Genomic DNA, 10,341 nt, shown 5'->3' on the forward strand with positions numbered 1-10,341 from the left:
CGGCCTCACTCGGCCGCCGGAACTGCCGGACACTTCTGCAAACGCAAGATTGCAAATATCAGGCTATCGATGCGTCCCGGCTATCGATCCGAGGTTCGGCGCGGCGCGCAGCGGGCAGACTCGAGGAGTACCCCGCCCGGATCGACCGAAGGGAGTCCGATGACGGCGCGTCCGGACCCGATGTTGCCCGGCGATTACCGCACGCTGGCCGAGATGGATGCCGACCTGATCGACTGCCGGGCCTGTCCGCGCCTGGTGGCCTGGCGCGAGCTGGTCGCCCGCGAGAAGCGCGCCGCCTTCCGCGACCAAACCTATTGGGGGCGACCCGTTCCCGGCATCGGACCGGCCGACGCCCGCCTGCTACTGGTCGGGCTCGCGCCCGCGGCGCACGGCGGAAATCGCACCGGGCGCATGTTCACCGGCGATCGCAGCGGCGACGTCCTGTTCGCGGCGATGCACGCGGTCGGCCTGGCGAATCAGCCCACGGCGGTCAGCCGCGACGACGGGTTGCGGCTGATCGGGACGCGTGTCACCGCGCCGGTGCACTGCGCCCCACCGGACAACAAGCCCACCCCGGCCGAGCGCGACACCTGCGGCCACTGGCTCATCACCGAACTGGGACTGCTCGCCCCGACCGTGCGGGCCGTGATCACCCTGGGCGGCTTCGGCTGGCAGGCACTGCTGCCGATGTTGGCGCGCGCGGGCTGGGCGGTACCCACCCCACGGCCGAAATTCGGCCACGGCGTGCACTATTCGCTGCCGCCCGCACGGCCGGACCGCCAACCACTCGAACTGTTCGGCTGCTATCACGTGAGCCAGCAGAACACCTTCACCGGTCGGCTCACCCCCGCGATGATCGAGGATGTGCTCGTCCGGGCGAAAACGGCCGCGGGACTGTAATTCTCAGTCGGCGGCGCGCAGGAACTCACCGGCGCGCAGCTCGGTGCCGAAACCCGGTGCGAAGTCGCCGTTCTCATACACCAGTGTGCCGTTGACGATGGTCGCGGCGACGGCCCGGTCGTTGCGGTTGACCATTCGCCGCACGCCCGCCGCCCCCGGCATCACCGCCTCGTGATACCGCGCGCTCGACCCGTCGAATCCGGCCGGATCCAGCACTGCGACATCGGCCCGGGCGCCGGGCACGATCCGGCCGGTGTCCAGGCCGTACCACTGCGCGAGTTCGCCGGTCAGCCGGTGCACCGCCCGTTCCACGGGCATGAACCCGTCGCGGTGCACGCGCTCGAGGAAACGAATCCCCATGTTGTAGAAGGCCATATTGCGCAGATGCGCGCCCGAGTCGGCGAAGCCGATCTGCACCTGCGGGGAGCGGGCCAGGCGATTCAGTTCCGTCTCCCGGTCATTGGCGATCGTGGTTCGCCAGCGCAGCGCCGCGCCGTGCTCGACGACCAGGTCCAGCAGCGCGTCGGGCGCGAGTATGCCGCGCTCGGCGGCGATATCGCCGAAGGATCGGCCCACCACCGCGGCGTCCGGGCAGGCGACGATCTCGGCGTCACCCAGGTCGCGGTGCCAGACCCGCGAGCCGAACTTCTTGGCCATATCCTTGCGGAAGGCCCGCCGGAAAACCGGATCGTTCAAAAACTCGTGGCGGCGCAACAGATCCCGGATGTTCAGAGCCGCGACTCCGGAACCGAACTCCTCGAACACCACCAGATCGATGCCGTCGGCGTACACCTCGAACGGCACCGGCAGATGCTGCCAGCGGAACTGCGCGCCCAGGGCCCGATTCACCAGCGCCGCAACGGTTGTGGCAAGGCGCACCACCGTCCGATCGGCCTTGATGTCGGCGGCGGAGATGAGCGTGGTCTTCAGCGGCCTGCCGTGCCCGCGCGCGGCGCTCTGCAGGAAGAAATGCCCCATCTCCAGTCGGCTGGTCAGATTCGGGGTGCTCTGATGGACCCGATTGCGTTCCCGCAGTAGGTCATTGAGCGCTCGATACTCCGACCAGGGCGCATAGGTGGAGGGCAGTTGCCGACCCGGATAGCGCTTGCCCTCCAGCTTGGAGAACGAGCTGCGGATGGTGGACAGCCCGACGAACCCGGCATCCAGCGCGTCGGTGAGCATCCGTACCATCTGCCGCAGCTCACCGCGGGTCGGCCGGGCCCTGCGATCCGACGCCCGCGCCAGCCCCATCGCCGCGACCCGGATATCCGAATGTCCCAGGAACGCGGCCACATTCACCCCGAGCGGCTTCGACTCCAGCGCCGCCACATAACTTTTCGGATCGACCCAGTCCCGATGCTCCTTGACCGCCGCGTGCACGACATCCCACGGCAACGCCTCCACCCGCGCGAACATATCCGCACAGTCCTCGGCGTCGGCGTACACCGTCGACAGCGAGCAGTTCCCGATCACCACCGAGGTGACCCCGTGCCGGGCCGACTCCCCCAACCCCGGCGCCAACAACACCTCGGCGTCGTAATGGGTGTGCACATCGATCAGCCCCGGCACCACCCACTTCCCCGCCGCATCGATCGTCCGTACCCCCTCCGGCAGCTCGACCCCGAGCGCTGCCACCCGCCCACCCGAGATCCCCACATCCGCCCGAACCGGCCCCGCCCCGCTCCCGTCGTAGACGACACCCCCACGCACCACGATCTCGTACCCGGCCACCAGGACCTCCAGCCCGCTGAAACGTTCCGATACACGACTGTATCCAACCCACCCCACCCCAGACCAGCCCCCACCCCAAATTCCCCCTGACCAGCCGATTCGGCATCCCGCACCCCCACCTGCTAAAGTTCCTCACCGTGGTTCGGCAACGACCCACGCGGGGCTATAGCGCAGTTGGTAGCGCGTCTCGTTCGCATCGAGAAGGTCAGGGGTTCGATTCCCCTTAGCTCCACAGTCGAAACGCCGCCCGACCTCCAGGTCGGGCGGCGTTTTTGTTACCTTCGCAGACACACCTGGGATCGACTGCGGGAACACGGCCTGTTGTGGTGGCTCGGACGGTTTCCGGATGCCCCGCCCTCCGTGCCGAGGGTCTGGTGAGAGTTCGGTTACCGCCCTTACAACTGTGCGCGCCGATGGCAGACTCGCCAGCATGACGACCGTTGCTTCGCCGAAGACTCCTGCCCTGACGTGCGGTAGCCGTCGCCGGGCCCAGCCCGATGCGCTCGCGCGTGCCGGACGGCTCGGATCAGCGATCCTGGCCGCCGGTATCGGGCGTGGTGACAAGTGTGTGATCATGGCCCGCAACGACATCGAGTTTCTCGAGGTCTCGGTCGGTATCGCCTCCACCGGCGCCAATCCGCTGCCGATCAATACCCGCTGGACCGCACCCGAGGTGGCGCACGTGCTCGCCGACGCCGACGTGCGAATCATCTTCGCGCACACCGAATTCGTGCCCGTGGTCGAGGCTGCTCGGGAACTCGCCGACAGTGACGCTCGAATCGTCGAGATCGCCATGTCGGCCGAGCTGGTTACCGAAGGCGGGTGGGATCGGCGGCTGGGCGAGCCCACCGGTCGTCATGAGCTCGTCGAGGAGCTGATCGCCGCGCATCTCGAACCCGTCGGACATATCGAAGGGGCGATCGCCGACAGCATGGGGGTCGTCTACACCTCGGGGACCACTGGGAAGCCCAAAGGTGTTGCGCGGGAGAGGATGACACCGCAGCAGCTGCTCCGGATCGCCGGGGCGAACGCGCAGCGCGCGGGCCTGGCCCCCGGGGTACCGATGCTGGTGGCCGGGCCGCTGTATCACACCAGTCCGAACGCGCTGGCGGTGCTCGGGCTGCGCATGGGCGCCGACATCGTGATCATGCCCAAATGGGATGCGCGCAAGTTCCTGCGACTGGTCGACGCGCATCGCATCCAGCAGGTGAAGATCGTGCCCACCATGATTTCTCGCATCCTGAGCGTGCCCGCCGAGGAACGCGCGGCCTACGATCTGTCGAGCCTGACCCATGTCATCCATTCCGCCGCCCCGTGCCCGCCCGCCCTCAAGCGGGCCGCCATCGAGTTGTTCGGCGAGGCGCTGTGGGAGTTCTACGGGTGCAGCGAAGCTGGGACCATCACCTGGATCGGTGCCAGTGAATGGCTCGCCCACCCGGGAAGTGTCGGGCGCCCCGCCGACGGATCGGCGGTCGTGATCGCGGATGAACACGGAAATCCGTTGCCCGCCGGGGAGATCGGGCGCGTGTACGTGCGTGGCGCGGACTACTGGCCCAACTTCGAATACCTCAACCTCGGTGCGCCATCATCGCCGATGCCGGGCATGCTGTGGGTCGGGGACCTGGGCTATCTCGACGGTGAGGGTTATCTGTACCTGACCGGCCGTGACTCCGAAGTCGTGATCCGGGGCGGGGTCAACATCTATCCCGCCGAGATCGAGAACGCCATCATCGCTCTCGAGGGAGTCGAGGACGTCGCGGTGTTCGGCGTCCCCGATGCCGGCGACCTCGGAGAGGCGGTCGCCGCGCACATCCAGCCGCGTCCCGGCGCGGACCTCACCGAATCCACGGTGCGCGAGGCGCTTACCGCTCGGCTGGCCAGCTACAAGGTGCCCACCCATATCCGCATCGTCGAGTCGCTTCCTCGTGACGACAGCGGCAAGGTCTACAAGCGTCGAATCCAGACCGCCTACGCCACAGGCGAATTCGCGGACTCCGGTACCGGGGTGGCGTGACGTTCGTCGGCCGGGTGAGACAGCGTGCACTTCCGGGCTCGCCGCAACGCATGACCGATCTGTCCACTGAAAATCGATCACGGGAGCGGGATTCGCCGTTCCCCGACAACGGGGGAGGATCGAAGGATGACCTCGGAAGGCCCCGCCCGCGTCATTCCGTTCAGTCATCCCAGCGCACCGGTCGACACCGCCCCCGCCACGGGCGTACCCGTTCGCCAACCCTCCTTCCGCAGCGCCCCCCGCGTCGAGGACTCGACCGCGGCCACAGACCCCCGGATGACCGTGCCGGTCGCGCTTCGCACCTCCCCATCGTATTCCTCGATGACGCGATCGAGGCGGTCGCGAACCGCGGGATCGGTTGTGACGGAACGTCTTCTCCGAAGCGCGACGAGATCGCGCATCAGTTCCAAGTAGTCCTTCTCACGCACCGCGCGCATCGGCCACCTCGGCCGCCCGCGTCAGCCGTTCACCTCGCATACGCTCGCGCTCCGTTTCTCCGGTCGCACCAATCCTCTGGGAGGGACTGCCCACTCGCCCACCGCATCCGGATGGCGGCAAGTTCGGATGCGGTATCGGCCGGTACGACCAGCAGGGCCAGGTGGACGCCCAACAGTCCGAACAGGTGCATGATGCCGCCTGCTTCACCACTGTGGATGGATGTCGCTGTCTTCCAATCGAATCCGACCCGCGCCAGTCGACCGAGGCTGGGCGCGAGAACACCCACCACCTCATGCAGTTCGGTCATCGGATTCGCGGTTCGCAGCCACCACGCGCCGTCGATCGGCCCGGTGGCGGCGTTTCGCTCACGCATCATCAGCCGCGGCGCCGCAGGCCACACCTCGACCGGCGTCGGCCCGCCGGCTGTGCCGGACGCGAACGATCGGTCCAGGGTATTGCTCGGGCTCATCATCAACTTCACCAGTCGTCCTCGCCGACGCCGGTTCGGATCGGCGGTTGTGCTCCGCCTTCGGCGGCCCAGCGCTGCTCCGCAACGGCCATTTCCGTGGCATCTGCGGCGTTTCGGCCAACCCCCAGCAGATCGGTGACGGTCGATTCGTTGCCCCGATCAGCCGCGGCGGCCATTGTGACGCGCGCGGAACAAGCGTCGGTGCGCGGCGGGACGACCAGCAGCGCGGCCCTGCCACCGGTAAGACCGAAAACATCGAGGGTGTGTGGCTGCTTGCGGCGAAGTCCATCGAGCCGCACCCACTTACCGCCGGCGGCGAATCCCGTCGGTGCCGCATGCCAATCGTCGAGGTGGTAGATCACACGGTGCACCGGGCCGAGCCGGATCGTCAGCACCGCGAGCAGAGCCGGAAGCTCGGCCGTGAGGTCATGGCCGTACGGCCACCACGCACCATCTACCCATCCGGTGTGCGGCGGCTGCGAGTCGATCCGCAGCCGCAGCGAATGTGCGGGTGTCATGATCGGTCCTCCTGCCTCGACTGCGAATTGCTGGTCAACCGGTCGCGTTGCCGCGCCCGGAGGGCCGCACGCAGCCCTTGCCGACTGGCAGGCCGCTTCCCATCGGCGACATCGATCGCGTTGCGGCCGATGAATTTTCGTTCCGAGGCCGTCTCCGGCGCATCGTCCGAGGTCGCGGTGAGAAAACGGTCCGGCAGGGCGAGCTTGTGGATGGTGCGCATGACCAGAAGGTATTGGCGCAGTAGCGATCCGCTCGTGTACGGCAGATCGTATCTGTCGCACAGGGCGCGCACCCGCACGGCGATTTCGGCATAGCGATTGCTGGGCAGATCGGGAAACAGATGGTGTTCGATCTGGTAACACAGGTTGCCGCTCAGGAAGGCCAGCACCGGTCCGGCATGGAAGTTCGCGGTACCCAGCATCTGCCGCAGATACCACTCGGGCTTGGTCTCGCGCTCGACCACCGCGGCGGTGAATTTCTCCGCGCCGTCGGGGAAGTGGCCGCAGAAGATCACCAGGTACGCCCAGGCGTTGCGCAGTGTGTTCGCGGTGAGGTTCGCGGTCAGCGTGCGGCGCCAGCGCCGACCACTCAGCGCGGGGAAAAGTACGTAGTCCTTCCCGGTTTGCCGGGCTATCTTTCCGAGCAGCTTCTTCGCCTCTGCGAGCTTCTCCGCCCTGCCCACGGCCCGCGCGCATTCGGCGTCGAGACCGTGAACGGCTATTCCCCATTCGAAGGTGGCTGCCAGCAAGAGATTCTGCAGCGGCTGCAGTGCCATGTACGGCCGCCAGCGCTGGTCGCGGGTCACGCGCATCACGCCGAAGCCGATGTCGTCGTCCATGCCGAGGACGTTGGTGAACACGTGATGGCGATAGTTGTGCGAGTAGCGCCACTGCGACGAGAGGCCCGCCATATCCCATTCCCAGGTAGCGGAATGGATTTCGGGATCGTTCATCCAATCCCATTGGCCGTGGCCGACATTGTGGCCGATTTCCATGTTCTCGACGATCTTTGCCACCGCCAGCGCGGCGGTGCCCAGCGCCCAGCCGATTCTCTTGCGACTCAACGCGATCGTCAGTCGAGCCGCCGCGTCGAGGGTGCGTTGGAACGCGATCGTTCGCCGGATGTAGTCGGCGTCCCGGGTTCCACGCCGGTCCTCGATATCTCGACGGATCTTGTCGAGCTCATGCCCCAGAGCCTCGATATCGGCCGCGCTCAGGTGCGCGTAGACGGCGACCTGCGTGATTGCCATCGTCGACTCAGCGCTTGAACACGTTCCTCAGTCCGTGCTCGAACCTGTCGAACGGGGTGTGGCCCACGTGGGCGCCTCTGCTGGCACGACCACCGCTATCCACGTACCGGAAACGGTTCCCCAGGCTCTGTTTCGCTGCTTGGATTCGGCGGGTGATCTTGTTCTCGGTCATTCGGAAATGTCCCGTCTCCGGGTGTGTGGCTTGGCCGCGGCGGCCGGGTCGGCCGACCGTTCGACGCACGCACCGGATATCACCTCACCCTATGCCGTGGTGGTCCGTCTGTCTACAACGTAGAATTACAACGTAGACGACCGGCCGCACCCGCGACCTGTTCCTCCGACGACCGATCCGGCCGATCAGCGGCCGAGGCGGGAGCGTCCGCATGACGCCGCAACCAGCTCACCCGATCTCGCCGAGTCCTCGGCTGCGATTCATCGCCGAGGCAGCGGTGACATGTGACGTGGACGGAGTATGGTGGCCGCGCAGTGACGACCTCGCGGCCGAACTTCCGGCCCTGCTCACCTTCCTCGCGGTTCGCGTCGGCCCGATCGGCCGTGTGGGGTACCACATGGATGAATGGGTCTGCGCGCCAACCGGACTCGTGACCGATGGACGACGAGTACGGCTCGACGGATATCGGCACGCCTGTGAACACGCCGTCGACGTGCTCGCGGTCGGCGGCACCCGCATCGCCCTGCGAGTCGTTCCGCAGCGGGCCGATGCCGCCCGCGCCGTCCGGATCGCCGCGGATCCGGACGTGGCCACCGCGATCGACGACCTGGTCGCGATGACGGTGCGCGAAGTGCTCAGCGACACCGAAAGCGTTGCGGCACAGTACCGTCAGTAACCCGCGCGCGAGGGGGCGGGCCGCTCGGGAGCCTGGGGGCCGGGCAGTGTTGCGGCGAGTCCGGCCAGCAGAATATCGAGCCCGCGCTCGAACTCGGCCGCACCGTCGTATCCGGCAAGGACTGGCGCGAGCCCGCGTACGAATGGGAACTCACCGATCGGTAGGCGATACAATCCGAGCCGCAACAAATCATCGGTTTCCTCGGGGCGTTCGACGAGCTCCTGAAGCTCGTTGAGAACGTGCCCGTGCAGGAAGCCGAACAACGCCCGATAGATGTGCAGCGCATCGACGTCGGTGAACCCGGCGCGAGTCAGCAGCACGAGCATGTCCTCCAAGGGCCGCACCAGCACCGCGGGCCGCCGTCCCAGCGGTGTGGCCAGGGGCCGGGTCACCAACAGCGGCACTACCTTCGGATGCGCCAGCGCCAGCCGCCGGAAATCACGAGCAACCGCCCGGACCTGCGCGACCCAGTCGACGGCGGAGGTGTCCACCGACAATTGCGCGATCACCAACTCCACCACGCCATCGAGCACCGCGGCCTTGTTCGGCACATGCCGATAGATCACCATCGGATCCCGTCCCACCGCGTCGGCCAACCGCCGCATCGACAAGCCCTCGACCCCATCGCGATCGACGATCTCGAGCGCGGCGGCCAGCACCGCCTCCCGAGTGATCGGGCTCTGCCTGCGCCCGGCAACCCGCCCCCTGGCACGAGCAGATCCGGACCGTGACGAGACGGCGCCTTTACCCGATACAGCCATAGTGTAGGTCTACATCGTTGACGCTATTTTCCGCAAGGGATATCCAGACCCACCCCCGGCAGAGCGCCGCTACGCGGCTGCGGCGCAGATCCTTTCGCGAGACGACCGGGCCCCGCAACCAGGTACATCGGGGGCGTAGCATGAAAACCTGTCCTCTGTCAGACCGTTGACTGCGACCAGCGGCATGTGGCCAGATCAGCCGAGAGGACGCGATATGACCACCATCAAGCCCACTGCCGGATACGGCAGGGCCCACAAGCCCATGACCCCGTCGACAGCCCCCAGCGACAACGGCCGAGTAAGTGAATTCCTCGCCCTCGGCGATGGGATCGTCCGACACCTACTGGACGCGCTGCTGCGTATGGACGACCTCCGGGCCGTACTCGACGACACGAGATCCACACCGGCGCAACGGGATGCCGCATACCGGAACGTTCACGACGTGGTCGCCGACCTGGAAGAGGAAATCCGCTCGAGCAACACCATAATGCTCGACATAGCCGCCAGCTGGCCGATGACCGCCTCCGCCTACGGCAGGCTCCCCTCCGAGTGATCGATCGTGGGAACCGGGCCGGCGACAGACGCAGCGGCAGTTTCCGCCCATCGGTCTATTCGACGGTACATCTCACCTGTTTCATGATCGGACTATCCGAGCCTGCACGACGGTGGTGGTGGTGTTCACGCTCGTGGACGGAGGCATTGACGGCTCCCGATCCGGCTCGGCCGCAGCAGGTGAACGAGGCCGGCGTGCGATCGCTGCCGGTGGTTTTCGCGCGTTCACCGGCATGGCGGCGAATCGCTTCGCGGCCGAGCCCCGGAACTTGCCGATAAAATTCAGAACGGTATGTTTTCGGAAGTAGGTTGTGCGGTATTGCGCTGAGGCCGAGGGGCTGGGGTGTCGCGCGGGGCTCGTCTCAGGTGAAGGAATGCATGGCATGCAGGGTGGTCAGGATGGCGGTGGGGTTGACTACTTGCTGACCGCGACGGTGGCGCGGGAGGGGGAGGTGGTGACGGTGACCGTCGTGGGGGAGGTCGATCTGGCCTCGGCTCCGCGGTTGCGGACGGCGCTGGACGAGGCGCTGGCCGATTCGGCGGACGTGATGGTCCTCGATCTGTCGGGGGTCGGCTTCTTCGGCTCGATCGGGCTGGCCGTGCTGATCGACACCGTGCACGCCGCCGCGCCGCGGCCGGTGCGGGTCATCCCCTCGGGCCAGGTGCGCCGCGCACTCGAGCAGACCGGGCTCGATCACATGCTCACCCTCTGCCCGGATCCGAAGACCGCCCACTAGGCCGTGTCTCGAAGTAGGTGTTGTGTCAGAGCCATTGGTCGATGGCGGCGACCTGGATGACGGCCAAGTAGCGGGTGGCGAGTTTCTCGTAGCGGGTGGCGACAGCACGGTGTTGTTTGAGGC

At 66.9% G+C, this 10,341-nt stretch carries 11 protein-coding genes and 1 tRNA gene; 6 read left to right on the forward strand and 6 right to left on the reverse strand.

The window, feature by feature from the left end:
• Positions 1-159: 159 nt before the first annotated feature.
• Positions 160-900: a uracil-DNA glycosylase gene (locus NDR87_RS27435; RefSeq protein WP_286014101.1), complete on the forward strand. Its 741-nt coding sequence runs from the start codon at positions 160-162 to the stop codon at positions 898-900.
• Between the two features lie 3 nt (positions 901-903).
• Here NDR87_RS27435 and NDR87_RS27440 read toward each other — a convergent pair whose 3' ends face one another.
• The gene (locus NDR87_RS27440) at positions 904-2,631 is read right to left on the reverse strand and encodes an amidohydrolase family protein (protein WP_251916080.1); all 1,728 of its coding nucleotides are present in this window, start codon (positions 2,629-2,631) and stop codon (positions 904-906) included.
• A 159-nt stretch (positions 2,632-2,790) separates the two neighbouring features.
• On the opposite strand from NDR87_RS27440, the gene NDR87_RS27445 reads away from it, so the two are divergent.
• Positions 2,791-2,863 (forward strand) — tRNA-Ala (locus NDR87_RS27445).
• Positions 2,864-3,061: 198 nt separating this feature from the next.
• On the forward strand, positions 3,062-4,645 hold the full coding sequence (locus tag NDR87_RS27450) for an AMP-binding protein (RefSeq protein ID WP_251916081.1): 1,584 nt from the start codon (positions 3,062-3,064) through the stop codon (positions 4,643-4,645).
• A 164-nt stretch (positions 4,646-4,809) separates the two neighbouring features.
• Here the strand turns inward: NDR87_RS27450 and NDR87_RS27455 are convergent, their stop codons facing one another.
• From NDR87_RS27455 to NDR87_RS27470, 4 genes are read right to left on the reverse strand one after another with little or no spacing between them, the layout of a single operon-like run.
• Positions 4,810-5,082 carry a hypothetical protein gene (locus NDR87_RS27455; protein ID WP_251916087.1) on the reverse strand — a complete coding sequence of 91 codons (273 nt, stop codon included), beginning with the start codon at positions 5,080-5,082 and terminating at the stop codon, positions 4,810-4,812.
• A 29-nt stretch (positions 5,083-5,111) separates the two neighbouring features.
• Positions 5,112-5,555: a DUF5994 family protein gene (locus NDR87_RS27460; protein ID WP_251916151.1), complete on the reverse strand. Its 444-nt coding sequence runs from the start codon at positions 5,553-5,555 to the stop codon at positions 5,112-5,114.
• A gap of 5 nt (positions 5,556-5,560) precedes the next feature.
• Positions 5,561-6,070, reverse strand: coding sequence for a DUF5994 family protein (locus NDR87_RS27465; RefSeq protein ID WP_251916090.1), 510 nt, complete (start codon positions 6,068-6,070; stop codon positions 5,561-5,563).
• Positions 6,067-7,320 carry a fatty acid desaturase gene (locus NDR87_RS27470; protein WP_251916092.1) on the reverse strand — a complete coding sequence of 418 codons (1,254 nt, stop codon included), beginning with the start codon at positions 7,318-7,320 and terminating at the stop codon, positions 6,067-6,069. The genes NDR87_RS27465 and NDR87_RS27470 overlap by 4 nt, the downstream gene beginning before the upstream one ends.
• 383 nt (positions 7,321-7,703) lie before the next feature.
• Between NDR87_RS27470 and NDR87_RS27475 the strand changes: the two genes are divergently transcribed.
• Positions 7,704-8,168 carry a DUF5994 family protein gene (locus NDR87_RS27475; protein ID WP_251916094.1) on the forward strand — a complete coding sequence of 155 codons (465 nt, stop codon included), beginning with the start codon at positions 7,704-7,706 and terminating at the stop codon, positions 8,166-8,168.
• Here NDR87_RS27475 and NDR87_RS27480 read toward each other — a convergent pair.
• Positions 8,162-8,929 (reverse strand): TetR/AcrR family transcriptional regulator C-terminal domain-containing protein, encoded by a 768-nt coding sequence (locus NDR87_RS27480; RefSeq protein ID WP_251916097.1) that lies wholly within the window; start codon positions 8,927-8,929, stop codon positions 8,162-8,164. The two genes, NDR87_RS27475 and NDR87_RS27480, sit on opposite strands and share 7 nt — an antisense overlap.
• A 214-nt stretch (positions 8,930-9,143) precedes the next feature.
• On the opposite strand from NDR87_RS27480, the gene NDR87_RS27485 reads away from it, so the two are divergent.
• Complete coding sequence (locus NDR87_RS27485) at positions 9,144-9,482, forward strand: hypothetical protein (protein WP_251916099.1); 339 nt, start codon at positions 9,144-9,146, stop codon at positions 9,480-9,482.
• A 373-nt stretch (positions 9,483-9,855) separates the two neighbouring features.
• Complete coding sequence (locus NDR87_RS27490; RefSeq protein ID WP_251916101.1) at positions 9,856-10,218, forward strand: STAS domain-containing protein; 363 nt, start codon at positions 9,856-9,858, stop codon at positions 10,216-10,218.
• Positions 10,219-10,341: the final 123 nt, after the last annotated feature.

The sequence above is a fragment of the Nocardia sp. CDC159 genome (assembly GCF_023740735.1).
Lineage (GTDB): Bacteria > Actinomycetota > Actinomycetes > Mycobacteriales > Mycobacteriaceae > Nocardia > Nocardia pulmonis.

Coding starts and splice junctions, on each gene's coding strand:
- NDR87_RS27435 (WP_286014101.1), top strand. CDS start 160: ATGACGGCGCGTCCGGACCCGATGTTGCCCGGCGATTACCGCACGCTG.
- NDR87_RS27450 (WP_251916081.1), top strand. CDS start 3,062: ATGACGACCGTTGCTTCGCCGAAGACTCCTGCCCTGACGTGCGGTAGC.
- NDR87_RS27455 (WP_251916087.1), bottom strand. CDS start 5,082: ATGCGCGCGGTGCGTGAGAAGGACTACTTGGAACTGATGCGCGATCTC.
- NDR87_RS27460 (WP_251916151.1), bottom strand. CDS start 5,555: ATGATGAGCCCGAGCAATACCCTGGACCGATCGTTCGCGTCCGGCACA.
- NDR87_RS27465 (WP_251916090.1), bottom strand. CDS start 6,070: ATGACACCCGCACATTCGCTGCGGCTGCGGATCGACTCGCAGCCGCCG.
- NDR87_RS27470 (WP_251916092.1), bottom strand. CDS start 7,320: ATGGCAATCACGCAGGTCGCCGTCTACGCGCACCTGAGCGCGGCCGAT.
- NDR87_RS27475 (WP_251916094.1), top strand. CDS start 7,704: ATGACGCCGCAACCAGCTCACCCGATCTCGCCGAGTCCTCGGCTGCGA.
- NDR87_RS27480 (WP_251916097.1), bottom strand. CDS start 8,929: ATGGCTGTATCGGGTAAAGGCGCCGTCTCGTCACGGTCCGGATCTGCT.
- NDR87_RS27485 (WP_251916099.1), top strand. CDS start 9,144: ATGACCACCATCAAGCCCACTGCCGGATACGGCAGGGCCCACAAGCCC.
- NDR87_RS27490 (WP_251916101.1), top strand. CDS start 9,856: ATGCATGGCATGCAGGGTGGTCAGGATGGCGGTGGGGTTGACTACTTG.